The organism is Chryseobacterium sp. JM1 (assembly GCF_000737715.1).
Lineage (GTDB): Bacteria > Bacteroidota > Bacteroidia > Flavobacteriales > Weeksellaceae > Chryseobacterium.
Genome location: NZ_JPRN01000001.1, coordinates 464,740 through 489,756, shown reverse-complemented (window position 1 = coordinate 489,756; position 25,017 = coordinate 464,740). Strand labels below are relative to the sequence as shown.

Annotated in this window: 19 protein-coding genes; 9 read left to right on the top strand and 10 right to left on the bottom strand. The window is 38.1% G+C overall.

The features are described from left to right. The first annotated feature begins 53 nt into the window (after positions 1 to 53). The 3 genes from IW22_RS02120 (at position 54) to fmt (ending at position 4,716) form a co-directional block, all read left to right on the top strand. Positions 54 to 1,490: an OmpA family protein gene (locus IW22_RS02120; protein ID WP_034723748.1), complete on the top strand. Its 1,437-nt coding sequence runs from the start codon at positions 54 to 56 to the stop codon at positions 1,488 to 1,490. Between the two features lie 77 nt (positions 1,491 to 1,567). Continuing rightward, positions 1,568 to 3,475, top strand: a complete 1,908-nt coding sequence (locus IW22_RS02115) for an ATP-dependent DNA helicase RecQ (protein ID WP_034723746.1) — start codon at positions 1,568 to 1,570, stop codon at positions 3,473 to 3,475. 296 nt (positions 3,476 to 3,771) lie between these two features. Further along, on the top strand, positions 3,772 to 4,716 hold the full coding sequence (fmt, locus tag IW22_RS02110) for a methionyl-tRNA formyltransferase (RefSeq protein ID WP_034723744.1): 945 nt from the start codon (positions 3,772 to 3,774) through the stop codon (positions 4,714 to 4,716). Positions 4,717 to 4,872: 156 nt separating this feature from the next. Here the strand turns inward: fmt and IW22_RS02105 are convergent, their stop codons facing one another. The 3 genes from IW22_RS02105 to IW22_RS02095 form a co-directional block, all read right to left on the bottom strand. Further along, positions 4,873 to 5,454: a Crp/Fnr family transcriptional regulator gene (locus IW22_RS02105; protein WP_034723742.1), complete on the bottom strand. Its 582-nt coding sequence runs from the start codon at positions 5,452 to 5,454 to the stop codon at positions 4,873 to 4,875. Positions 5,455 to 5,562: 108 nt separating this feature from the next. Next, on the bottom strand, positions 5,563 to 6,684 hold the full coding sequence (gene ribB / locus IW22_RS02100; RefSeq protein WP_034723740.1) for a 3,4-dihydroxy-2-butanone-4-phosphate synthase: 1,122 nt from the start codon (positions 6,682 to 6,684) through the stop codon (positions 5,563 to 5,565). Positions 6,685 to 6,751: 67 nt separating this feature from the next. After that, entirely contained in the window at positions 6,752 to 7,756 is a 1,005-nt protein-coding gene (locus IW22_RS02095; protein ID WP_034723739.1) for an LLM class flavin-dependent oxidoreductase, read from the bottom strand. Between the two features lie 362 nt (positions 7,757 to 8,118). Between IW22_RS02095 and IW22_RS02090 the strand changes: the two genes are divergently transcribed. Next, on the top strand, positions 8,119 to 8,967 hold the full coding sequence (locus IW22_RS02090) for a M12 family metallopeptidase (protein WP_034723737.1): 849 nt from the start codon (positions 8,119 to 8,121) through the stop codon (positions 8,965 to 8,967). 63 nt (positions 8,968 to 9,030) lie between these two features. Here the strand turns inward: IW22_RS02090 and IW22_RS02085 are convergent, their stop codons facing one another. Further along, positions 9,031 to 11,163: a helix-turn-helix domain-containing protein gene (locus tag IW22_RS02085; protein ID WP_034723735.1), complete on the bottom strand. Its 2,133-nt coding sequence runs from the start codon at positions 11,161 to 11,163 to the stop codon at positions 9,031 to 9,033. Between the two features lie 83 nt (positions 11,164 to 11,246). Here IW22_RS02085 and IW22_RS02080 point away from each other — a divergent pair, with 83 nt between their 5' ends. Then, positions 11,247 to 11,696: a hypothetical protein gene (locus tag IW22_RS02080; RefSeq protein ID WP_034723734.1), complete on the top strand. Its 450-nt coding sequence runs from the start codon at positions 11,247 to 11,249 to the stop codon at positions 11,694 to 11,696. Between the two features lie 407 nt (positions 11,697 to 12,103). Here IW22_RS02080 and IW22_RS02075 read toward each other — a convergent pair whose 3' ends face one another. Beyond that, positions 12,104 to 12,631, bottom strand: a complete 528-nt coding sequence (locus IW22_RS02075) for a gamma carbonic anhydrase family protein (protein ID WP_034723733.1) — start codon at positions 12,629 to 12,631, stop codon at positions 12,104 to 12,106. Between the two features lie 245 nt (positions 12,632 to 12,876). Between IW22_RS02075 and IW22_RS02070 the strand changes: the two genes are divergently transcribed. Beyond that, complete coding sequence (locus tag IW22_RS02070) at positions 12,877 to 13,755, top strand: NifU family protein (protein ID WP_034723732.1); 879 nt, start codon at positions 12,877 to 12,879, stop codon at positions 13,753 to 13,755. A gap of 245 nt (positions 13,756 to 14,000) precedes the next feature. Beyond that, positions 14,001 to 15,053 carry a ferrochelatase gene (hemH, locus tag IW22_RS02065; RefSeq protein WP_034723730.1) on the top strand — a complete coding sequence of 351 codons (1,053 nt, stop codon included), beginning with the start codon at positions 14,001 to 14,003 and terminating at the stop codon, positions 15,051 to 15,053. A 403-nt stretch (positions 15,054 to 15,456) separates the two neighbouring features. Here the strand turns inward: hemH and IW22_RS02060 are convergent, their stop codons facing one another. After that, a complete protein-coding gene (locus tag IW22_RS02060; protein ID WP_034723728.1) occupies positions 15,457 to 16,671 on the bottom strand; it encodes a type IX secretion system plug protein domain-containing protein in 1,215 nt (404 codons plus the stop codon). 70 nt (positions 16,672 to 16,741) lie between these two features. Between IW22_RS02060 and IW22_RS02055 the strand changes: the two genes are divergently transcribed. Beyond that, positions 16,742 to 17,380, top strand: a complete 639-nt coding sequence (locus IW22_RS02055) for an MBL fold metallo-hydrolase (RefSeq protein ID WP_034723727.1) — start codon at positions 16,742 to 16,744, stop codon at positions 17,378 to 17,380. 284 nt (positions 17,381 to 17,664) lie between these two features. Here the strand turns inward: IW22_RS02055 and IW22_RS02050 are convergent, their stop codons facing one another. Genes IW22_RS02050 through IW22_RS02040 form a run of 3 tightly spaced genes read right to left on the bottom strand, consistent with a single transcriptional unit; the run spans position 17,665 to position 22,852 of the window. Beyond that, positions 17,665 to 20,121, bottom strand: a complete 2,457-nt coding sequence (locus IW22_RS02050; protein ID WP_034723726.1) for a TonB-dependent receptor — start codon at positions 20,119 to 20,121, stop codon at positions 17,665 to 17,667. 20 nt (positions 20,122 to 20,141) lie between these two features. Continuing rightward, complete coding sequence (locus tag IW22_RS02045) at positions 20,142 to 21,620, bottom strand: trehalase family glycosidase (RefSeq protein WP_034723725.1); 1,479 nt, start codon at positions 21,618 to 21,620, stop codon at positions 20,142 to 20,144. Between the two features lie 2 nt (positions 21,621 to 21,622). Then, entirely contained in the window at positions 21,623 to 22,852 is a 1,230-nt protein-coding gene (locus IW22_RS02040; protein WP_034723724.1) for an MFS transporter, read from the bottom strand. A 123-nt stretch (positions 22,853 to 22,975) separates the two neighbouring features. On the opposite strand from IW22_RS02040, the gene IW22_RS02035 reads away from it, so the two are divergent. Then, positions 22,976 to 23,881 (top strand): AraC family transcriptional regulator, encoded by a 906-nt coding sequence (locus IW22_RS02035; RefSeq protein WP_034723723.1) that lies wholly within the window; start codon positions 22,976 to 22,978, stop codon positions 23,879 to 23,881. A 580-nt stretch (positions 23,882 to 24,461) separates the two neighbouring features. Here the strand turns inward: IW22_RS02035 and IW22_RS02030 are convergent. Further along, a complete protein-coding gene (locus IW22_RS02030) occupies positions 24,462 to 24,989 on the bottom strand; it encodes a hypothetical protein (RefSeq protein ID WP_131401674.1) in 528 nt (175 codons plus the stop codon). Positions 24,990 to 25,017 lie beyond the last annotated feature (28 nt).

The window sequence follows — 25,017 nt, the reverse complement described above, 5'->3', positions numbered from 1 at the left end:
AATAAATTAATTAAGAAATAAAATCATTTAAATTAACTTAAAAAAATAACACTATGAAATTAAGTTTAGCAATTGTTGCATTAGCCATGGCAATTCCTGCCGTAAGCTTTGCGCAAGACTCAACGGCAGTTTCAAACGGAGAATATCCAAACACTTTTTCTTCTGGTTCTGCCAATGTTTCCCCGTTTACCAATCAGTCAAAAAGATTCAACGACTGGTCTATTTCAGCAGGTGCCGGTGTACCATTGATCCAGTCAGCTGATATGACTTCAATTAAAAATGGTAATGGTAAAAATCTATTTGGATACTCTGCCTATTTAAGTATTGACAAAGCAATTACCCATGCTTTCGGTTTAAAACTACAATACGACAGAGGTGAAACGAGACAGGGTTTCTTCAATACGAAAGATGCTGCACCGGATGCAACATCAATAGCAGGAAGAACTCAGTATGATGCGATCTCTTTATTGGGAGACATCAATTTCTCCAATCTTTTAAGAAGAGTGGACAACCACTCTCCTTACAGATGGGCACTTCACGGTTACGCAGGTATCGGTACGATTGCTTACAAAGCATATCAGAAAGATATCAACGGGCAGAGACTGGCTACTGAAATCAAGCCTTTCAAATTAGGATCTCTGTTTATGCAGGCTGGTGCCGGTCTAAAGTACAAAATCAACAGAAGACTTGATCTTGAAGGAAGATTGATGTATGTAGTTACCGGTGACGATGAATTCGACGGAGGTGGTGACAAATACAGTACCATCAACAAACGTGAAGAGCAGGTATCTGATAACTTCTTTAATGCCACTTTAGGTATTTCATTGAAGTTAGGAAAACATGAGTCTCACTTAATGTGGCATGACCCGCTTCAGGAAATCTATTACAAACTTGATGTTTTGGCTAACAAAAACCAGGATATTGAAGTATGTAAAAAAGGAGATGCTGATAACGACGGAGTTTGTGACGATTGGGACAGACAGCTTGATACTCCTGCTGGCGCAAGAGTGGATGGTGCCGGTGTAGCTCTTGACACTGACCTTGACGGTGTAATTGACCTTTACGACAAGTGTGTAACTGTTCCCGGACCTGTTGAAAACAACGGATGTCCTACAACTCCTACAGGACCTGTAGTAGAAACAGAAACTAAACTTGAAGGAATTGAGTTTGATCTAAATTCTGACAGAATTTTACCTTCAAACACTCCAATCTTAAATAACGCAGTAAACTATATTAACTCTTCAACTGGTTCTTACAGTGTAATCGGTGCTACGGATACAAGAGGTACTGATGCTTACAACCAGAAACTTTCTGAAAGAAGAGCAAACAACGTTAAGAATTATTTGATTAAAAACGGAGTTCAGACTGGAAAAATCAACGCAGTAGGAAAAGGTGAAAAAGACCTTAAATATCCTGAGTGCGAACCAGCTACTAAATGCCCTGAATGGAAAAACAGAGCCAACAGAAGAGTATACTTCGAAGCTAAATAATACACTTATCAGCTAATATATCAAAGCCGTGCCTCGCACGGCTTTTTTTGTTGTAATACTTTTATTACTTTTACCCTATGATTTCTCAGCAGGATTTCCAAAAATTAAAATTTGATACCCTAAAATATTTTTGGGGCTATGACAGTTTCAGAGATTCCCAGGAAGAAATCATCGATGCAGTCATTAACGAAAAAGACTGTCTTGTTCTGTTACCAACAGGTGCCGGAAAATCACTATGCTACCAGCTTCCTGCCTTACTCAAAGAAGGAACCTGTTTGGTAATCTCACCTCTTCTTGCTTTGATGAAAGATCAGGTAAGCCAGTTGAAACACCGTGGTATCGAAGCAGACTACCTATCTTCCGAGCTGGATGAATACGATGCAGAAGCAGTCTATGACCGCTGTAAAGACGGCCTTACGAAACTTCTTTATGTTTCCCCGGAAAGACTGACGAACAGTCAATTTCTGCAAAATATTGAAGAAATTCAGCTGTCATTTATTGCTGTAGATGAAGCGCACTGTATCTCAGAATGGGGTCAGGATTTCAGACCGAGTTATCAGAACATTAAAGAATTCAGAAAAAATAATCCAAAGATTCCATGTCTGGCTTTAACAGCTACGGCAACTCCTAAAGTTCTGGAAGAAATCAAAAATAAACTGGAACTAAAAAAGCCGTTTGTTTTTCAGAAAAGTTTCAGGAGAGAAAATATCAGAATTTTCATGGATGAAGTTTCCGATAAATTTCAACGTGTTTTTGATATTTTAAAACATAATAATGACTCAGGAATAGTTTACGTAAGAACGAGAAAAGATGCAGAAATGCTGGCCGAATTTCTCAAAAAAAACCAGGTTAAAAATGTGGATTATTTTCATGCCGGTTTAACGACGAAAGAAAAAAACGCCAAACAAAACCTCTGGAATACCAGCGATAATCATGTTCTGATTTCCACCAATGCCTTTGGTATGGGAATAGACAAGGATAACGTCCGATTTGTGATCCACTACTCTCCTGCCCCTTCATTAGAAAATTTTTATCAGGAAATCGGAAGAGCGGGAAGAGATGGGAAAGACAGTTTTGCATTTCTTCTCTGGAACAAACAGGAACTTCTTAATTTTGACGAGATTTTAAAAAACCAGATTCCCAACAAAGCGGAATTTTTAAAAATCATCACCTACCTCTACTCTATTTTCCAGGTAGCAGAATACGAGTTGCCGGAAAAAGTTTTCCAGCTGAATATCCAGGGAATACAAAATTTTACACGGCTGTCAAGGGCTAAGATCAGCAATGTTCTCAATTTCCTGCACAATCAGGAGATCATTTATCATAACGACAACAAAAGCCTCTCTTCGCTGGAGCTTCTGTTCAATGCTGAAGAAATAGACCAGCTGCCACAGAAGGATGCTTATTTTATAGAGCTTCTGCTCCGTACCGTGTCAGGAATTACTACTCACAAGGTAATGTTCAGTGAACAGCAGGTCAGCAATAAAATAGGGGTTAGTCTGCCTTTGATCAAAGAACGTTTGAAAGAACTTCAGCAAAAAAATTATCTGGAATATGTAGACGGTGCTTTATCGAGCATCAAGTTTCTAAAACCCCGTGATGAAAGGGCCATCAATGCGGCATACTGGAAACTTTTTGAACACATCCAAAAGAATAAAATCCAGAAATGGGAAGAGATCAAGTTCTTCATAGAAAACAATGACTATTGTAAAATGAAACTTATTCTCGCCTACTTTGGAGAAAAAAATACGAAGAACTGTGGCCAGTGTTCAGTCTGTGAAAAGAACAAGCAATCCATCTTCGGAAAAAACATTTCCCAGCAAATCATCAATCTGTTGGCTAAAAAACCATCAACGATCGAAGATTTGTCCGTCCAGCTTAACTATCACTCTAAAAACAACATCCTGGAGAACCTGATTTTCCTCTTAGATTCAGGAAAAGTAAAGATGCTGAACTTCAGAACGTATGCGCTGAATCATGAGTAATGAGTAATGAGTAATGAGTAATGGGCAATGAGTGATAAGTAATGTGAATGGTGAATTTTGCTTCGCAAGTGAATGGTGAATTTTAGACAGCAGATGTAAAACATCAGATTTCAGACAAATTCTGGAAAACTAAGAACTTAGATTAACAAGATTCAGGATGCGCGGTTTAGGTTTCGCGGTTTGAACCAGCAACTCACAACCAGCAACTAAAAAACTCTAAAACTCTCCGACCCTAAAACACTCCAACTCTAATACACCAACTTCAAAACTCTCCCAAAAACCCTTATCTTTGCACCATGAAATCATTGAAAGTCGTTTTTTTAGGAACCCCGGAGTTTGCAAAGACTTCTTTGGAGGCTATCCATCAGTCCAGTCATGAAGTGGTAGGTGTTGTAACTGTTGCCGACAAAGCCAGTGGCCGCGGACAGAAGATCAATCAGTCTCCGGTAAAAGTATATGCCGCCGAAAATAATATTCCTGTTTTCCAGCCTGAAAAATTAAGAAGGCCTGAATTTTTGGAAGAACTGAGAAAACTGGATGCTGATGTTTTCATCGTGGTTGCTTTCAGAATGATGCCCAAGGTTCTTTTTGAAATGCCTAAAATGGGAACGTTCAATCTACATGCTTCCCTTCTTCCTGATTACAGAGGAGCTGCTCCTATTAATTACGCAGTGATTAACGGTGAAGAAAAAACCGGTGCCACTACATTTTTCATCAATGAAAAAATAGATGAAGGAAATATTCTTCTTCAGCAGGAACTGGAAATTGTACCGAATGAAAATGCGGGAAGTCTTCACGACAGATTAATGGAGATGGGTTCATCACTGGTTGTAAAAACGCTTGACGGTTTAGCTGAAAATTCTATTACCGAAAGACCTCAGCCTCATGTTGAGCATCCTAAAAATGCTTATAAAATATTTAAGGAAGATACCAGAATCAACTGGAAAGCTCCATCAAAAACAGTTCACCAGTTCATCCTTGGAATGTCACCTTATCCGGCTGCCTTCACCACGATCAAAATCGGAGAAGAGGAAAAAGGATTAAAAATATTTGCCGGAAAATTCGAAATCATGAATCATGGAAAACCATCCGGAACTTTGGATATTTCTAAAAATGAATTCAAAATCTATACGGAAGATGGTGCTTATTTCCCACAAGAACTTCAGTTAGAAGGTAAAAAAAGAATGACAGTGAAGGATTTCCTGAATGGATTTAGAAATTTTGAGGAGATAAGTTTGTAAGAGTTTTGGAGTTGGAGAGTATTAGGGTTTGAGAATCAGGTGTTTTAGAGTTTTTTAGTTGCTGGTTCGAACCACGTATCTCGCATCCCGAAACTTTTCATATCCATCATTCACTTGCGAAGCAAAATTCACTATTGACCATTCACCTTAAAAGTCTTAGTTTCTGCTTACAATTCTTCTCCGGATTCGGCTGATAAACTCAGGCGTTACTCCTAAATAAGCAGCGATCTGGATATTGGTAAGACGGTGGGCTGTTTTGGGATATTTATTCAAAAAGTCCTGGTAACGTTCATCGGAAGGTTTGCTTAAATTATCAATAATTCTACGTTGTAAAGCAATGATGGACATTTGAAATTTAAGCCTCATCAGTTTCTCAATTTCAGGAATTTCAAGATAGAGTCTTTCTTTGTCTTCCTTTGAAATGAGAAGAATTTCACTGTCTTCAATGGCTTGGATATTCAACTGTGAAGGAATCTGATTAATGAAACTGTCAATATCGGAAATCCACCAGTCTTCCACGGCAAAATACAGAATCTGATCATCTGCATTGCTGTCTGTACGGAAAACTTTAAAACATCCGCTCAATACAAATCCTTCGGCTTCACAAATATCGCCTTCCTTTAAAAGGAAATCTTTTTTCTTAATTTTCTGAATGGTGAAGGCGCTGCAGTATTTTTCAAGCTTCTCGTCTGAAATTTCAATATACTCCCTGATGTGTTTCTTTAAAGACTCTGTCATGGTTTAAAAATAAAAAAAGGTTTAGAAAAATCCTAAACCTTTTTATTCAATTTATTTCTATGAATGACCTGTAGTATTCATTCACTACTGATCATTCACAATTTATTTTTACAGCTGTACCAGCTCTGTTACCTCTACATCATATCCACCAACCTGTGGTTTGATATTAGGGTTCTGAGTGATCACTTTAAATTTATTGATTCCCAGATTTTTCAGAATCTGTGTTCCGATACCGTAATCTCTGTAGTTGTAAGCCAATGTAGGATGCTGCTCCTGCCCGTCCTGATAATTCAGGAACTGCTGAAGTTTTCTCAGTGTATTTTCAGAATTTGAAACGTTATTAATGAAAATAACCGCTCCTTTTCCTGCTTCATTTACCATATTGGTTACTTTTTCCAATAAAGGCTTTTCACCGTTGTTCAGTCTTGTCAATACATCAAAATAAGAATCTGAAGACTGAACTCTTACCAAAACAGGTTCATCAACCGTCCATGCTCCTTTCGTCAGGGCAAAATGGATCTGATCATTCGATGTTTCTCTAAAAGCAAAGAAATCAAACTCACCATAAGCGGTTTGTACTTTTCTTTCTTCCAGCCTTTCGATAAGGTTTCCTTTTTTAAGCTGATAATGAATCAGGTCTTCGATGGAAACGATCTTCATATCATGTTTCTGAGCGAAAGTGTGAAGTTCCGGCAAACGGGACATTGTACCGTCATCATTCATGATCTCACAGATCACACCACCTTCTTTTAAACCTGCCAACTGAGTCAGGTCAATGGCTGCTTCAGTATGTCCTGCTCTTTTTAAAACCCCTCCTTTTCTTGCACGAAGCGGGAAAATGTGTCCAGGTCTCATGAAATCCGTCGGCTTGGATTTTTCATCCATCAAAGCTAAAATGGTTTTGGCTCTGTCTCCGGCAGAAATACCTGTAGAAGTTCCGTTTCCAAGAAGGTCAACAGATACGGTAAAAGCGGTTTCCTTAGGATCACTGCTTCTGCTTACCATCACTTCAAGACCAAGCTCGTCACATCTTTTTTCAGGAAGCGGCATGCATATAAGTCCTCTTCCGTGAAGTGCCATAAAATTGATAATTTCTGGCGTTGTCAATTCTGCAGCGCAAAGAAAATCTCCTTCGTTTTCTCTGTCTTCATCATCTACTACTATGATTATTTTACCATTTTTAAGGTCTTCAATAGCCTCTGGAATAGTATTTAATTTAATATCAGACATGTTTACTTTTTATTTGTGCAAAGATACTTATAAAAATGAGCATCTGCCAATTAATATGGAGGGTTTGTTAGGCTTTGGATAAAGAGTTTGCTGCCTCTCTGAAAATCTCATAAGATCTCAGTCTTTTCTGATGATCGTAGATATGTGAGTTGATAATTAATTCATCCACATTGAATTTTTCCTGAAAATCTTTCAGTTGTTCTTCTATTTCTGCCTGATTTCCGATCAACGTATATTTCAGTTTCTGAAGCACCATGGATTTTTCCATCGGCGACCAGAGATCATCCATATCATCTACAGGTGGAGCAAATGGTTTACGGTCATTTCTGATAATGTTGATAAATGCCTGGAACAACGTTGTAGACATTTTGTGCGCCTCTTCCGAAGTTTCTGCCGCTACTCCATTGATACAAGCCATCAGATAAGGTTGAGCCAGCTGTTCGGAAGGCTGAAAATGTTCTCTGTAAATTTTAAAAGCCATTTCCATCTGCTCCGGAGCGAAATGTCCTGCAAAAGCATACGGAAGCCCAAGTTCCGCAGCAAGCCACGCACTGTCTGTACTGGATCCCAGAATGTAAAGCGGAATGTCCAGCCCTTCACCGGGAATGGCACGCACTAAAGCATCAGCATTGTCCTTCGAAAAATATGTCTGCAGTTCTAAGATCTGTCTCGGAAACTGTTTGTTGATGATCGCAGGATTTCTTCCTAGCGCCTGAGCGGTAAGTCCGTCTGTTCCGGGAGCTCTTCCCAGACCAAGATCTATTCTTCCCGGAAAAAGAGATTCCAGGGTTCCAAACTGTTCAGCGATGATCAGGGAACTGTGGTTCGGAAGCATGATTCCTCCGGATCCGACTCTTATTGTTTTTGTTCCGTTGGCGATAAAACCGATCAGAACAGTGGTGGCAGAACTGGCGATACTTTCCATATTGTGGTGCTCGGCAAGCCAGAATCTTTTATAATGTAATTGTTCAGTATGGTTTGCTAAAGATAAACTGTCCTGAAACGTATCGTGAATGCTTTTTCCCTGCTTTACGGGAGCAAGATCAAGCACCGATATTTCAAAATTTTTCATATCAGATATTTATTTTTTTTTAAAGCGATATGGAATCACCCTCGGTGATTTCATAATTTTAAATTTTAGGTTTAAAACCAAACAAATTTAAACCAATAAAATCGCATTAGTTACTTTTTGTAATTGATAAGTCTGATCGCCTAATTCAGGCAAAAACTATTGAAAATAAAATTTCTGTCTCCAACTTTTGCTTATGAAATTTATTTAATGAAAGGCATCATAATGAAAAATACATATAACAGATCATTAACAATCATCAAACGAATCATTATTTTAACACTAATAATTCACTAATAATAGAAATAAAATAATATATTCGTATTACCATCACCAAATTGAACACCACATTTAAAAATAGTATTATGAACAAAAAAATTAAAGATGTATTCTATCGGAAACTACAGGTCAAAAAGTCTGTAGTTACAGGTTTTGTTATTATGGTAGCCTTTGCTTCGTGTAGTAAAAACAATGAAGATATAATGGCGGAAGCCCAGGCGGATGGTCTTCAAAGTAAGAACATCAAACAGGGAAAACTGGGAGGCCAAACTATTACCTATGAAAAAAAGGACGGTTTGAATTTTTTCCAGGGAGATATTGTTCTTACAGACCAACAGCTGGCAGAAGATAATCCCGTTAATAAAGGAGGTGCCAGTTTTTCGAGATGGCCGGGAGCTAAGATTTATTACACTGTGGCCGGTAATATGGGCTCTATCAATGCCAATAAAATCACTTCCGCTGTTAATGAGTACAATACTAAAACCAATACCCAATGGATTCCCCGTACGAATCAGACGAACTATGTGGAATTTATTTTTGGAAGTTCATCCGGATCAGATGGTTGGGCACATATAGGATATCAGGGCGGAAAGCAGACCATTTCTTTGGACCAGTATATTTCTGTAGGATCGGTCATTCACGAAATGGGACATACAGTAGGACTTTATCACGAACACGCCCGTAAAGACAGAGATCAATATGTAAGCATCCAGTGGAACAACATTCAGGACGGACAGGCTTATAATTTCAATATGTATAATTCAGGAACGGATATAGGTCCCTTCAATATTAATTCAGTGATGATGTATTGGCCAAATTCCTATTCTAAAAACGGACAGCCCACTATTAAGAGAGCCAACAATACCACCTTCACCTACAACAGAACCGGTTTTACAACGGGAGATATCAATACCATCAATACGATGTATCCATAGGGTCCATCATGATCTCTTAAACAAATAAAAAAAGACTGTCTTGCTTTGAGACAGTCTTATTTGTTACATTGAATCATTCTTTTCCTTTTTAAAAGTATAATGATTAATCAAAATTCTGATCTCATTGAATTCAAAATCATTTGGCAGCGCATTCTTCCATTCGGTAAGGGTTTCATGAGGATTTTTATAGAATTCATTTTCAAACGCTTTGATCTTATCTGAAGTAATGACTCTTGAAATATCCAGTAATCCCTGTTCTGCAAATTTTGCTAAATGTCCGATCACGGTTTCTTTTACCAAACCTCTTTCCATAGCAATTTCACCAATGGTTTTCCCCTGCTCAAATAATTGGAAGGTAAGAACCTGTGAAGGAACTTTTGCTATTTTTAAATTGATTTCTTTATCATTTTTTTCATCTAAAAGCTTAGTTTCCAACAGATGAACTTCTTTAAGACTGTTCAGATATTCTTCTGTATCTTCCAGCCAGTCTCTGAATTCTTCATTGTACTGTTTTAAGCCTTTTGTTCCTTTGATTTCCGCATAAAATTCTTTCAACGGATTGAACACTTTATCCCTGATTTCTGTAAAGAAAAAATTAACGGCACCTTTCGTTTTGCCTTCAATTTCAGACCATTCTTCTTTATTTTCGATAAAATTATTAACCTTCTGGGAAATAACTCTTTCCAGTTTTTCGAAGATCTTTCCAAGGTTGACAATTTCATGCTTCAACTGAAGATACAGCTGGTTGGTTTTTACATGATCAATACTTTTCGTGGTGATGGAAAGTTTATTCCATTCTTCCACTTCGTTCAGGAACCACAGACAGTTGACGGTACGGAGTACTTTTTTGATGCTGTAGTCATATTTCTCACGGTTCAGGATCGCTTCTACATTATCATTCGCAAAAGTATTTCCCTGGAACTGCAGAATTCTGTTGTCTTTAAAAATAACTTCAGGAGTGATTTTGGATTTTAAAACAATCCCTTCCAAAGTACGGCATCTCGACAGGGCTACATATACCTGACCGGCTGTAAAACTTTTCCCGGCATCAATGATGACATTATCAAACGTCAGTCCTTGACTTTTGTGAATGGTAACCGCCCACGCCAACTTGATCGGGAACTGTTCGAAGCTTCCCAGAACTTCTTCTTTGATATTTTTTTCGGTGTCGAGGAAGTATTTTTTCTGTTCCCAGACTTCTCTTTTTACGACAATTTCTCTTTCGCTACCATCGAGAACCACTTTAATTTCGTTATCATCCAGTGACATAATTTCACCCAATTTTCCGTTGAAATATTTCTTCTCTCCGGAAATATCGTTTCGGATGAACATTACCTGCGCTCCAACTTTTAATTCCAGAAACTGCTCGTTCGGAAACTGGTTTTCCTTGAAATCTCCAAAAAGCTTGGCTTCATAGGTTTTCACGGTCAGATCAATCTCTTCCAGTTTTTGCTGGTTGATTTCATCTGCCATTTTATTGTGCGAGCACAGATAAACGTAGGAATCAGTTCCTGCCTTAAAATCAGGATCATATCTTTCATTAAGAACATCAAAATTGATATTAGCTACATCTCCGTCCCGGATGGCGTTCAGAATATCCAGGAATTTTTCATCCGACTGTCTGTACACCTTCGTCAGTTCAATGGTCAGCAAAGGAATATCTTTCACGGCATGGCTGTCGAAAAAGAACGGTGAGTGATAACAGATCTTTAAAATATGTTCGTCTCTTACCACCGGTGGAAGCTGGTAAAGGTCACCAATGAACAACATTTGAACTCCACCGAAGCGTTGATTATTTCTTCTGATAAATCTCAGCGAAAAATCCATCATATCAAGAACGTCAGCTCTCAGCATGGAGACCTCATCAATGATAAGCACTTCGACTTCTCTTAAAAGTTTAAGCTTGTCTTTCCTGTATTTGAAATGGGGCATCAGGTCGGCAATATTATTCGCCAAGCTTCCATCGATACGGTCCGTAGTCGGTAAGAAAGTCCTTAAAGGCAGCCCAAACATGGAATGGATGGTTACACCTCCTGCATTAATCGCGGCAATTCCAGTAGGCGCTACCACAATATATTTTTTCCTCGTCTTCTTTACAAAATCATTGAGGAAGGTTGTTTTTCCGGTTCCTGCTTTTCCTGTAAGAAAGACACTTCTGTTCGTATGCTCTATTAAGTCAAAAAAATGATTGTTCATCGCTCCAAAATTACGCAAAATGAATTTGAATTTGTTACCTTGGCATAACTTTTGAAAATTCTTTAACTGAAAAGAAATTTATAATGAAAAAATTTTTCATCAATATTCCATTACTGGCATTATGTACTACACTTACTCTGGTTTCATGTAATACAACAAAAAATGCCGACATCAATCTTCCTAAGGATATCTCAGAAAGACCAGCCGATGAAGACAGTCAAAAATATGAACAGGCACAGCTGGATAAGCTAAAAGCCTCTATTCAATCTGAAACCGCCAAAGAAAAATGTGACAATGCATCAGAATGGACCTTTGCCCCAATGGGAGCTAAAGCCTGCGGAGGACCTCAACAATATATCGCTTACCCTAAAAAGATAGAAACGATTATCCTTCCAAGAATTGAAGAATATACCCAGAAAGTAAAAGCCTTCAATGAAAAGTATAATATCACCTCTGACTGTATGATGGTCACACCACCAACGTCTGTCAAGTGTATCGCCGGAAAAGCCCTGCTTATAACACCGGAGCAATAAAAAAGAAAAAAATCAAAGCAAAGGTTATATATCCGTTGAATGATCAACAAAACTCACTCAGGAGTTTATACTAAGGATTTAAAAAAGCTCTATCGGTAAGATGGAGCTTTTGTTTATTTGTGGTTGGATAGATTTCAGATAACAGACATCAGATGCCAGACCATTACCGCCGATGGTTTAATACTATAGGAACTGTCAATAGTGAATTTTGCTTCGCAAGTGAATGGTGAATATGAGACGTCAGATGTAAGATTTCAGACATGGGATCAGAGATATGAAATTTTTCACAACGATTTTAGAAACCAGCAACTACCAACCAGCAACCAAACTCATTTACTCTAAAACTCACTGACCCTAATACTCTCCGACCCTAATACTCTCCGACTCTAGAATTCTCCAACTCAAAACTAGCTTTCCAGATTCTCCTTATACCAAGAAGAATATTTCACATAATTATCTGCAATTCTGTTGACTTCTCCTTCCAGTAACTGGGCAGAAATATCTTTGATTTTTCTGGCAGGAACTCCGCCCCATACTTCTCCTGATTTGATATGCGTTCCCTGAGTAACTACAGAACCGGCTCCTACGATAGAATTTTCCTCTACCAGACAGTCATCCATTACGATGGCTCCCATACCGATGAGTACATTGTCATGAATGGTACATCCGTGAACGATGGCATTGTGTCCGATGGAAACATTATTTCCGATATTTAAAGGATATTTCTGATAGGTACAGTGCAGCATGGCATTGTCCTGAACATTTACTTTATTGCCCATCTTGATGTAATGTACATCGCCTCTTATCACTGCATTATACCAGATACTGCAGTTCTCTCCCATGGTAACGTCACCGATAATGGTGGCCGTTTCTGCCAAAAATGTGCCCTCTCCTATCTGAGGCTTTTTTCCTAAAAGTTCTTTTACAATTGCCATAATTTTGATTTGAAAATTTGAAAAATAAGTTAATTTGAAAATGTAAATTCTGATTACATGAAATAACTTTTAATTTTTTGTCGGAAAATGAATTGATTTTAAAATCACACGTCTACTCATACTAATTTCTAACTTCTCATCTCTAACTTCTAATTTCAAATGAGTGCGATAGCAAAAATCTAATTTCTAATCTCCAACTTCTAATTTCTAATTGCGTATTTTTGTATCTCAAATTTAACGAAAAAATGCGTACGATACTTATAGAACCAACTGAAAACCCGAAAGTGATGAAATTTGTCGCGGATTATAACCTGATCCCGGGCTCTTTAGAGTTGGACAGAAGTTCAGATATTTCAGAAATTCCTTTAGCTCAGGAACTTTTCAACTATCCTTTTGTGGAAAGAGTTTTCATCACTGCTAATTTTGTAGCGGTAGCAAAACAGGACACTATTGAATGGGAACATGTTGCTGAAAGCCTGAAAAATGTCATCGAAGATGAATTACTAGCCAATCCGAGAATTTACCTTCAGAAAAAGAAGGAAATGTATCAGATTTATGCTGAAATGACTCCTAACCCGAATGCCATGAAATTCGTTTCCAGCAAAATGCTTATTGACGGTTTTGTGGAAGTGAAATCAAGAGAGGCGGCAGAAGGAGTTCCTTTAGCACAAGCGATTTTCAAGGAATTTGATTTCGCTAAAGAAATTTTTATTTCTGATAATTTCGTGGCTGTAACCAGAGATGATTCTGTGGAATGGCACCAAGTGATGATGGCTGTAAGAGGTCTTATCGCTGAATATCTTCAGAACGGAGGTGAAATATCCAATCTTGAACCTCAGACTCATGAAAATCCTGTTGAAAAAATCATCAACAGAGACTATACGGACGACGAACAAAAAATTTCAGATATTCTGAATGAATACGTAGCTCCTGCCGTAGAAAACGATGGTGGAAAAATTTCCCTGATGGAATACGATCAGGAAAACAAAACCGCGAAAATGCTTCTACAGGGTGCATGTTCAGGATGTCCAAGCTCTACTGCCACTTTGAAAAACGGAATTGAAAATATTTTAAAACAATTCGTTCCGGATTTGGTGGAAAGAGTGGAAGCGGTGAATGGGTAATGGTTTTGAGTTGGAGCGTATGAGGGTTGGAGCGTTTTAGAGTATATGGGTTCAAAGTTTAGTTGCTGGTTGACAGTTGCTGGTTCGAACCTCGTAACCCGTACGCCGAACCTTGTTAATGCTAAAGCAAGTCTTACGTCTCTGGTCTCATGTCTAAAATCTTGATTCTTGATTCTTGGCTCTTGCATCCTGGTTCTCAAATCTTGAACCCCATCAATTGAAATTATAATTAAAAAAAGAAAGTTTTGCAGAAAGAATCCCTAAATTCAAAGAAAGGAATTTTATTAGTAAATCTGGGATCGCCAAGATCCACGGCGGTAAATGATGTAAAGGAATATCTTGACGAATTTTTAATGGATGAAAAGGTCATTGATTACCGCTGGATTTTCCGCGCTCTACTGGTTCAGGGAGTTATTCTTAAAACAAGACCTGCAAAATCTGCAGAAGCCTATAAAACAGTATGGACAGATGAAGGTTCGCCCTTAGTTGTCATCACTGAAAAGATTCAGAAAAAACTGCAAAAAATAGTGGATGTTCCTGTGGAAATCGGGATGAGATATGCTCAGCCCAGTATTGAAGCCGGAATTCAAAAACTGGTGGATCAGGGAGTTTCAGAGATTGTTCTGTTTCCTCTGTATCCGCAATATGCGATGAGCACCACAGAAACAGTGATTGAGAAAGCAGAGGAAGTCCGTAAAAAGAAATTTCCGAAAGTAAAAATCAATTATATACAGCCTTTCTACAACAGGGACATTTATATCAACTGTCTGGCAGAAAGTATTAAGGAAAAACTTCCTGAAAATTTTGATGCTTTACAGTTCTCCTACCATGGTGTTCCGGAAAGACATCTTTACAAAACAGATCCGTCAAAGACCTGTAAAATTGATGATGCCAACTGTATCAACAGCCAGGTGGATACTCACAATGCTTATTGCTACAGACATCAGTGCTATAAAACTACAGAAGCTGTTATCGCTAAAATGGGTCTTCCGAAAGAAAAAACCATTGTTTCTTTCCAGTCAAGATTGGGAAAAGACAAATGGATAGAACCTTACACGGATGAAACATTAGAAACGATTCCTAAAAAAGGAGTGAAAAATCTGGCCGTTGTGTGTCCTGCCTTCGTTTCAGACTGTCTGGAAACTCTGGAAGAAATTTCAGTAGAAGGTAAAGAACAGTTTCAGCATGGAGGCGGAGAAAACTTCCATTATATTCCCTGTCTGAATGATGAAGACCGCTGGATCGACGTAGTAAAAATCCTCTGCGAAGAAAAACTGAATGACTTTTATCTGGTCTAAAATATAAGGAGCTGTTTTATACAGTTCCTTTTTTTATTGACTGGATTTTAAACACAAATGCCACAAATAATCTGCACAAATAAACACAATCATCTGTGATTAAAAAAAATATTATTTAAACCACAAAAGGCACAAAAGTTTTTGAACACTTCAGTTTTTTAAGTTGAATAGATAATGTTTAAGAAGTACGCATAAGTTAAAAAATTCAAAGAATTTTGAACGGTGATTAATATTTAAACACGAATGCCACAAATGATCTGCACAAATAAACACAATCATCTGTGTACATCTGTGAAATCTGTGGTTAAAAAAGAAAACAAATAGTATCTAAAATCATCTGTACAATAAAAAAGAGACATCCCAAATGAATGTCTCCTACTATTTTTAAAATTGAATGCAAAATTTATTTTCCAATCGGAGTTCTGAATTCGCCATACCCCATCAATCCGTCATAATTACGTCCGAAAGGAGCATAATATAAAAATGCCTGATACAGGTTTTCTGTCTGCCAGAAATTACCATTCACCTCCCCGAAGTTTAATGATCCGTTGCTTTCTTTTGTGGCGAGGATATAGTTGTAAAAACCCTGTTTCAGAAATATTCTGGCTACATATTTTTTATTGGCTGCATCGTACTGCATCTGGTTTTCTTTGCTTGGTTTAAAATTATTAAAACCTCCCAGTACATAAATTTCTTTATCCACAGGATCGGAATCAAGAGAAAAATACACCCAGGAATAATCTCCTTCTCTTTCTGCATTTCTTTCCAGTCCCAAATCATTTCTTCTGTAATACCATGCTCCGTTTACGTCAGGCTGATATTGATAATTCAGAGGGAAAGCCCATACCGGATGCAGATACGTCTGATTGATCCCGTCTTTCAATTCCGTAGCTCTCACCATATCTGCAGCCATATTCATATTCTTGTTATCGAAATAATAGAATTCATTATTGCCGGGGAATGTTAAATTCATTTGCTGAAAAAGCAGCTGGTTTCCTAAGGTTGCACTTGGTTTCAGACTATTAACGACCACATTCGGGTTGTTATTCTGCATCACATTCAAGGTCATTGAATTGACATTAGAAGAAAGGTCTCCTCCTTTTGAAGTTGCTTTTACTTCTACCCTTTGGTTCACATTGGGATTTTTGGCATCTGCAATTCTTGAGATATTCAAAGCGATAGTTGCCGCATCTTCCACCAGATAAAAACGTCTTTTGAAAAGAGGTTTGTCTGCTGAATCTTTAAAAACAATCAGCTCAAAATTTCCTGAGATCTTCGGCTGTATTTTATCATTCGGGAATGTTAGCTTATAATGGGTATAAGGCTGCAACGTATTGAAAGAATATTGGAACTGATCCAGAAGCCCGTTTAAACTTCCATTGGCAATTTCTGTAAAAAACAGATTGTCATCATTCCAGTTTCTGTCGTAATGTTTGATCGTGTATCTGTAGATCTCGCTGGCATTGGTAAGGTCGTCAAAGCTTAAAACCAGTTGTTCACCGAACTTGATAACAGGTGTTTCATCGTTCGTCTGCGGATTAAAAAGCTGGATGCTCTGGATATTCTGACCAAAAACCAGTCCGCCCAAAGAGAGTAAAAGTATGCGCAAAGTTTTCATTATGACGAAGATAACGAAAAATCGGGATTTTCTTAATAATATCGTATTTTTGAAATAAAAAAAATCAGTTATGCTTCAGATTCAGGGCTTCGTAGTCAATTTTGCCAGTGAAAACACCTATATCGTTTACAACGAAAATAAAAATGCCTGGCTGATAGATCCGGGGAATATGAATGAGCAGGAAACCAAAGCAATAGAAAGCTTCATTTCTGAAAACGGACTGAAGATCGAAAAGATTCTTCTGACCCATGCTCATATTGACCATGTTTTAGGGCTTCAATGGGCTTTTGACACCTTCAAAGTTCCTGTCCATATGCATCAGGAAGATCAGGATGTACTGGATATGCTTCAGGCCAGCGGAATGAGATTCGGATTCACGTTAGATCCTGTAAAAGTAGATATCACTTACGTCAATGAAGGCGATGTGCTTGAACTGGATGGAGAACAATTTAAAATCTACCACGTTCCGGGACATTCTCCGGGAAGCGTAGTCTATCATAACGACAACCAGAAATTCATGATCTCCGGCGATGTTCTTTTCGAAGGCAGCATCGGAAGAACCGATCTTTACAAAGGAAACTATGAACAATTAATCGACGGTATCACCCATAAATTGTTTATTCTGGACGACGAAACTCAGGTGTTCTCAGGCCACGGAAATCCTACGACGATCGGGTTTGAGAAGCAGTATAATCCGTTTTTTAAGTAGATTTGAGATACGAGCTTTTCAAGTTGGAGGGTTTGGTTGCTGGTTGACAGTTGCTAGTTACTAGTTCGAGCCGCGAAACCCGCATCATGGAAATTTATGAGTTGCTAAAATTCACCATTCACTTGCAAAGCAAAATTCACCATTGATATTTTCTAATCTCAGTCTCATATCTGATATTTAAAATCTTGATTCCTGGCTCTTGCCTCTTGGATCTTTCCCATAAAAAAATCAAAACCGCCAGAAAATATCCTGACGGTTTTTTTATGAAGAAAATAAATATAAGTTTAAAAATCTAATGTAATGGATGCTCTTGCAGCAGCGCCCATGATTGGTCTAGCCATTCTGATATTCGTTCCGGCTGCAGTCTGGGATCTTGGATCTCCTTCTGTGATGCCAATCGTGTTAAAGATATTCGTTCCGTCCACTGCAAAACGTATTTTCCCTAACTGATAAGACATTCCGGCACCCACTTCAGTGAATGAAGGCAGAACATTATCATCCGTATTTCCTTCGTTCTGGAAACGTTTTCCATAATAGTTCATGCTTACGTAAGCTCTCCATTCTTTTGTGATATTCACTGCAGGAGAGATATTGAAATAGAACTTAGGCATTCTTCTCACCGTGTTTCCATCGTAGTCAAAAGTAGTTCCATCTGCATTTTTTCCTACGAAGTCTTTGTATTTCGGATTTTGAATCGTACCGTTGAAAGTTACTTCAAGGATATTGTTGAACAGTCTTGTGTATCCTTCGATTTCTACCCCGAAGTTCGTTGTGTTGGCGAATTTATTTTCTGAAGTTCCGTCTGAGAATACATCAGTAAACGAAAGGTTTTTAAGCGTAGAATAGAAAGGAATGATCCCGATATCGAAAGTACGTGAATAATATTTATATCCTACTTCAAGCTGATTGGTATCAACTGCTTTGATCGCGCTCAGATCTGACATATTATTGTAGTAAGCTTCTTCATTTGGAGATCTGAAACCGTGAGAGAAACGGGCGTATACTGCATTTCCTTTATTAAGCTTGTAATTCGCGGCCAATGTATAAGATACTTTGTTGATATCATAAGTCCAGTAGGTATATTTATTACCCAGCACCGCCATATTATCATCTGCCGTAGTCGTTGCAAAACTGTGGGTTCCGTCAGTCGTTAAACCGGAATTATTCAGATTCGCAGTTGTTGTATTGACTCCATATCCTTTATAATAATCACGGCTGTAACGCATTCCTGCATTAAGGCTTAAGTCCTCTGTAACATTATAATCAAAATTCAGATACGCATCATTAAGACTTCCCTGGATCTGGGAATCTCTGATCAGAAAAGACATATCTTTCACCCCATTGTAAGTCTGAGAATATCCTGTAGCCGAAGGACTCATAGACGGATTCACCAAATTTAAAAGCTCCGGTTTATCAGAAGCAGTCGCTAAAACATTGCTCCAGTTCCAGTACTGATGAGATTTCCAGTTTGATTTATAGAAACCTGCCGTTACACTTCCTTTGTCGAATTTGTAATTGAACTGTAAATCATTCACGAAATTATTCATCTGCTTATCAATCGCCCAGAATCCTAATTTCTGAATATACTGAGGATTCACAATAGCCCCATTGCTCACCAGAGAATACTGATAATTGCTCATTCCCAAACCACCCTGATCGGCAGGTTTAGTCGCATAATCGGAAGCCAGCTTAGGAGCTCCTGCCGGGAACATTCCCGTATATTCCATATTGATATTGGTATATCTCGTCTTGTTCAGAACGCTGAAATTATTTCCAAGATCATATTTAAATTCTGCGCCTACTACATCTACTTTCGGGTGAATTCCGTTTTCAAGATCTCTCTTAAAAAATCCGCCGCCGGCCTGTGGAATATTAAGCTGACTTACGCCTCTGTAACTGTAAGTTCCGTAGTTGGCATCAAAACCAGGGAATTCCTTAAGTTTGTCCCCGTCCTGTAATAATGGAATCGGAAGGTAGAATGTATTCCTGTCGTCCAGTTTTTTGTAATAGACTTTAGCGTAACCTTTATCAAAGACATATTTAAGATTCATTCTGATCTGTCCACCATTATTGGCTCTGAAACCTGTCTTTCTGATTCCGTTATCTGTTCTGTAGAAGCCGCCGACGTTAAAGAATAATTTATCCTTCACCAAAGCACCGCCTACATTCATGTCTGTACGCATCAGGCCGTAAGTACTGGTTTCAAGCTTAGCCGTTCCTTTAAAATCATTACTTCCTTCTTTGGAAATAAAGTTGATCAATCCTCCGGGAGAATTGTTCGCATAAATAGAACCTGAACCTCCTCTCAGTGCTTCCAGACGGCTCACCGTATTATCTACACGGAAAAAATTATCCGCATTCGCAAACTGAAGTGCTCCGTCTTCAAACACAGGAAGTCCGTCTTCCTGAACCTGCACGAATTCATAAGCTCCTGCAGAAGGAATCCCTCTTGCAAAAAGGTTGTTCCCCACTTCACCACCGGAAGTTTCCACAGCAAATCCCGGAACCCTCTGTAAAAGAGCGGCTGCACTGATAGGGTTCTGCTTCTGAATCTCTTTGGCCGTAAACGTAGAGATGGCGGTGCTTGATTCTATTTTCTTTTTCGGGCCGGAGTTTCCGGTAATAACGATCTGGTCTATGGATGACGTCTTGATGGAATCCTGAGAGGTTTCCTGGGCATACGCATTGTTAAAGTACAGCGTAGCGGTGGCAGCCATTAAAAATATCGATCTTTTTTTCATAGCAAATGATTTTTATAGAGTTAGTTTTGTTTTAATTTGAGATAGACCCCGTTTGTCCATCCGAATCCGTCCTGATTCGGGTACTCTCCTCCTCCCGCAATGGTTTCCGTGTCTAGCGCGTTGTATTTTTCCATTAATTTTCCGGTGTTGCTGTAGACCCTTTCCACATTCTTACACCAGTTATTTTTAATTTCCTCAGCCAGTTCATCGAAACCATAATTCTTCATTGCTTTGTAACCTAACCACTGATAGGGTGCCCATGCATTAGGAAGATCCCACTGCTGGCCGGTTTTCTTTGTAGTCGTTACAAGACCTCCCTGATAAAGGAATTTCTCTTTAATATGCTGAGCAACAGATTCAGCCTGTGCCTCGTCTGCCAGTCCCAAAAATAATGGGTAAAGAGCAGCAATATGTTCAGACGGTGTGTTTTTGTGTTTTTTTAAGTGATAATCTTTATAACATTCAGTGTTTTCATCCCAAAAGTAAGTGTTGATCATCTGTCTGCGTCCTGCTGCTCTTTGAGTAAAATAATTTTCTTTTTCTGTCAGATTCAGAAGCGCTGAAGATTTGGCCAGTGTTTTCTCCAAATGCCATAGAAGGCTGTTCAGATCTACTTCTGCAATATTCAGTGTTTCTATTGTCTGTATATGTTCTCCGTCTGCAAACCACCTGCTGGAAAAATCCCAGCCGGATTCACAGGCGCTTCTAATATTTCTGTAAAATTCCTCGCCTGCATTGTCGCTGTCTTCAATATCGATCAGATAGCTTTCAGGGCGGGGTGCGTTTTCTGCATCATAATAACGGTTTAGAAGATCTCCGTTCTTCGTTTTCACCACTCTTTTCACACTGGAATCATTCTCCAGCCATTCTTCCCCATTCATCCAGAAAGCATATTCCTTCTCTAAAGTATCATGATATTGGGTGTATATTTTTTCATCTCCTTTGGTTTCAAACAAAAGATCCAGCATCAGCGAAAAATACGGTGGCTGTGAACGGCTCAGGAAATGGGTTCTGCTCGCATTCGGCACAAATCCTACATTCTGAATTAAATAAGAACAGTTTTCTACAATGTTCTCCATCATTTCCGTTCTCCCCGAAACCTGCAACCCAAGCATAATGAAATAACTGTCCCAGTAAAAGAATTCATTGAAACGCCCTCCCGGTACGATATAAGGCTTCGGAAGTTTCAGTAAGGTTCCTTTCTCTTCATAAGCGGTGCGCGTCAGTTCATCCCAAAGTTTTTCAATATGCTGTTCAATCGGCAACTGATCTTCTCTGTGGATAGAAATTTTCGCTCCCAGGAAATCAAAATTCGCCATCACAAAATCTTTCAGATCAAATCCCTGACTTCCCTTTTTCTTTTCGTATTCCGCATTGATCTCCGAAACAGGAAACATCGGAACAGCATCAGTCATCATCTTCTGGTCTTCAAAGATCTCTGCTCTCTGTACATCATCAAAAAGAGTCTGGATTTCGTTTATGTAAAGCTGTTTATTCATTATTATTTCTTAGGATTTATTTTTAATTTATTCATGAAAATCGCCGAAATGATCAGCAATGAAAGCGGGATCAACGAAAGATAAAACGCCTGCTGTCCGCTGAATTCCTGAAATACAAAACCGGTGATCATAGAACCTATCGTTCCTCCGATGGCAGAAAAAACCACGATCAGTCCGGCCATCGCACTGTGTAAATATTTTGGAATGGATGCCAGGATCACAGAATTGATACTTGGATAAATCGGTGCCAACAAACCTCCCATCAAAGGAAATAAATACACGACAAGCGGAGCATTAAACCAACCTGTTCCTTTATCAATCTGAATATTGTGCGTTAATGGCAGAACCAGAATAATACTTACCGCAAAACCAATCACGCAAAAGGAAACCACATAGATCCAGCTGAATTTCTTGGAGAAAAAGCCTGATAAAAATCTTCCCAGTGCAAAAGCTCCGGCTAAAACAGCTCCGGCCTGAATACTCATCGACGTCGGAAGTTTTAGAATTTCTTTATAAAAAGTAGGTGTCCATGTCTGGAAACTCTGTTCTACCAGTACAAACAGGAAAGCACACAGGAGAAAAAACAATACTTTTTTATAGCTGAACAAGCTGATACTGTTTTTCAGATCTCCCAGCAAATCGGTTTTCTCACTCCTAGCCTCGCTTTCATTCAATTTTGAAAAGAATAAAAACAAAAATGATAAGGTAGAAACGGCGCCCAACACCCAATATACGTTCAGCCACTGAGTCGATTTCGGATTATGATCATCAATGAACAGACTGAAAAGAACATTTCCCGCCAGTACACCAATCATAAAGAAACCTTCCAGAAAGCCCATAAAGCTTGAATGCTCTTTATCGGTGTCCGTTACAAGACCAATAGAAGTAAAAACTGAGATTTTTATTAATGCAAATGAAATTCCCACAATGGCAAATAACAGTTTGAAAAACCAGAAGTCATTGGAAAACGGCATCACAAAACACATACAGCTCACCAGAAAAAGGGCAATAAGCATGGAATTTTTAATCCCTATTTTCGGCAGAAATGACGCCAAAATAAATGAACATATGGCAATCGGGAGATCTTTAAATCCTTCCAGAACACTGGCTGAAGATTTTGAGATTCCGAAGTTTTGCTGTACCTGCAGAATAACGGTTCCCACGGAATTCAAAAGAATCGCGAAAACAAAATAGTTCAAAAACAGTACGGCTTTAATATTGAAATTTTTCATGGAGATCATTTCTTGTCGGCTAAGATAGAAGCATTTCGCTTAACATTAATTTAACACAATAAATCAATATTTGAACTATATTAATATAATTAGTATTTTTATTGAATAAATACGATTAATCAGATGAAAGTCAGTTTTGAAAGAATTATTGCGAGTGAAAAGAGTTCCTTCCGCACCCTGCACAACAATTCGCCCATCTGCGAGTTCAAGTGGGAATACCATTACCATCCCGAAATTGAACTGGTATGTGTTATTTCCGGGAACGGAACCCGCCACGTGGGCTATCACAAAAGCAATTATACGAATGGAGATCTGGTGTTGATAGGCTCCAATATTCCACATTCAGGGTTTGGATTAAATTCTACGGATCCGCATGAAGAAATTGTCCTTCAGTTCAGGGAAGAAATTCTTCAGTTTCCTCAGCAGGAAGTGGAAGCCCGATCGATCAAAAATCTGCTGGAGCTTTCCAAATACGGAATTCACTTTCATCATAAAATCAAAAAGGTAATGCTTCCCAAACTGAAACTCATGCTGGAATCTGAAGGCTATAAAAGATATCTGTTGCTGCTTGAGATTTTATTTGAACTTTCAAAATGTAAGGATTATGATCTTTTGAACAAGGAAATTATGCCGTACACCATTATCTCAAAAAATAAAACGAGACTGGAAAATATCTTCACCTACGTAGAACATCATTATGATAAGGAAATCAATATCGAAGATGTGGCCAAACTAGCCAATCTTACACTGCCGGCTTTCTGCAACTTTTTTAAAAAAGCGACGCAGATCACTTTTACGGAATTTGTAAACCGGTACCGTATCAATAAAGCCTGCCTACTGATGGCTCAGGATAAGACTATTTCAGAATGCAGCTACAGCTGTGGATTTAACAATGTGACCTATTTTAACCGGATGTTTAAAAAGTATACGGAGAAGACACCTTCTGAGTTTATAAAGAATTTCTCGCACAATAAGGTAAATGTGGATCTGAAGGTTGAAAAAGAGGTTACATTAAAAGCTACTTTTTAAAAATATTCTTTTAACGTGCTCCTGTCATGCTGAGCGGAGTCGAAGCATCTTGCATATAAAGATTGTAAGAAGTCATGGTATTTTATTCCCACAGATCACGCAAATTTCACAGATAATTATTCATAAACATCTGCGGGATCCGTGAGATCTGCGTGAAATAAAATGATGAGCTCGTTTATTTATGATATTGAAAAAGTCTCTCGCAGATTTTACAGATTGACACAGATATTTGTGTAAAAAAAAGCTCCTACATTTTATTGTAGGAGCTGAAAATATAAATATTTTTAAAGTAAGCCGAAGGCTATTCTATGTTGCTTTGATTTTTAAAAGTTTGTATCTTTCTCGCTAATCATGATAAACAAGCTGTCTTCTATAACAGGCTGTGCAACAAACTTTGCTTTACCAAAATTAAGCTTTAAAAACCTTCTTAAGTACCTTCCTTCGGGATAATTCCCTTTTAATACTTTGTCATAAGGATAATAGTTTTGTTTAAATTTTGAAGAATACTTTTCTATGGGAGGATTACACTCCTACTAAAATTTAATTCTCAACCTATAAATTTAGACTACTTATACTAAGTTTATCTTACAAAGGGGATCTTAGCAACAATACTATCTTCTAAAATAATATATCCTTTCTTTTCTAAAGAATTTATATATGATTTACAAGTTGAAGGCATAGTGTTCTTTTTACTATGGTTAGATTTAACATTCCAGATATATTTTCCTGATTTAGATAAATCATAGATTCCTTTATCGAGATCATTCAAATTTAAGGTTGTATCAATTTTTTGTTTGGGTTTAATTATTATTAGATCGTTTGCACAATCATCATCATTATAACGTGCGTAATAACCTCTCCAACGATCAATTTGATTCAGTTTTTCATTATTAAATAACCAATAAGAAACCCCTTCAAAACCATCCCTATCAATAACATATGTCTTATTACTCTTATTTTCAATAATATAATTTATTCTATTATTTTCTTCAATTTTCCAAGGTGTGTTGATAAGAATGTCTATTTCTTTGCTTTTATTTAGTTTCATCTGTGGTGAACAAAAAATACATCCACAAGATGTTATTATTAATACAATACTTTTTTTCATTTTTTAATATTTAGAATTTTCATTACAA

What these genes read in the sequence shown, in the direction of transcription:
- IW22_RS02050 (WP_034723726.1), bottom strand. Translation starts at nt 20,121, where the DNA reads ATGAAAAAAAGATCGATATTTTTAATGGCTGCCACCGCTACGCTGTAC.
- IW22_RS02085 (WP_034723735.1), bottom strand. Translation starts at nt 11,163, where the DNA reads ATGAACAATCATTTTTTTGACTTAATAGAGCATACGAACAGAAGTGTC.
- IW22_RS02090 (WP_034723737.1), top strand. Translation starts at nt 8,119, where the DNA reads ATGAACAAAAAAATTAAAGATGTATTCTATCGGAAACTACAGGTCAAA.
- IW22_RS02040 (WP_034723724.1), bottom strand. Translation starts at nt 22,852, where the DNA reads ATGAAAAATTTCAATATTAAAGCCGTACTGTTTTTGAACTATTTTGTT.
- IW22_RS02055 (WP_034723727.1), top strand. Translation starts at nt 16,742, where the DNA reads ATGCTTCAGATTCAGGGCTTCGTAGTCAATTTTGCCAGTGAAAACACC.
- IW22_RS02060 (WP_034723728.1), bottom strand. Translation starts at nt 16,671, where the DNA reads ATGAAAACTTTGCGCATACTTTTACTCTCTTTGGGCGGACTGGTTTTT.
- IW22_RS02120 (WP_034723748.1), top strand. Translation starts at nt 54, where the DNA reads ATGAAATTAAGTTTAGCAATTGTTGCATTAGCCATGGCAATTCCTGCC.
- IW22_RS02030 (WP_131401674.1), bottom strand. Translation starts at nt 24,989, where the DNA reads ATGAAAAAAAGTATTGTATTAATAATAACATCTTGTGGATGTATTTTT.
- IW22_RS02080 (WP_034723734.1), top strand. Translation starts at nt 11,247, where the DNA reads ATGAAAAAATTTTTCATCAATATTCCATTACTGGCATTATGTACTACA.
- IW22_RS02105 (WP_034723742.1), bottom strand. Translation starts at nt 5,454, where the DNA reads ATGACAGAGTCTTTAAAGAAACACATCAGGGAGTATATTGAAATTTCA.
- IW22_RS02070 (WP_034723732.1), top strand. Translation starts at nt 12,877, where the DNA reads ATGCGTACGATACTTATAGAACCAACTGAAAACCCGAAAGTGATGAAA.
- IW22_RS02035 (WP_034723723.1), top strand. Translation starts at nt 22,976, where the DNA reads ATGAAAGTCAGTTTTGAAAGAATTATTGCGAGTGAAAAGAGTTCCTTC.
- ribB (WP_034723740.1), bottom strand. Translation starts at nt 6,684, where the DNA reads ATGTCTGATATTAAATTAAATACTATTCCAGAGGCTATTGAAGACCTT.
- IW22_RS02115 (WP_034723746.1), top strand. Translation starts at nt 1,568, where the DNA reads ATGATTTCTCAGCAGGATTTCCAAAAATTAAAATTTGATACCCTAAAA.
- IW22_RS02045 (WP_034723725.1), bottom strand. Translation starts at nt 21,620, where the DNA reads ATGAATAAACAGCTTTACATAAACGAAATCCAGACTCTTTTTGATGAT.
- IW22_RS02095 (WP_034723739.1), bottom strand. Translation starts at nt 7,756, where the DNA reads ATGAAAAATTTTGAAATATCGGTGCTTGATCTTGCTCCCGTAAAGCAG.
- fmt (WP_034723744.1), top strand. Translation starts at nt 3,772, where the DNA reads ATGAAATCATTGAAAGTCGTTTTTTTAGGAACCCCGGAGTTTGCAAAG.
- IW22_RS02075 (WP_034723733.1), bottom strand. Translation starts at nt 12,631, where the DNA reads ATGGCAATTGTAAAAGAACTTTTAGGAAAAAAGCCTCAGATAGGAGAG.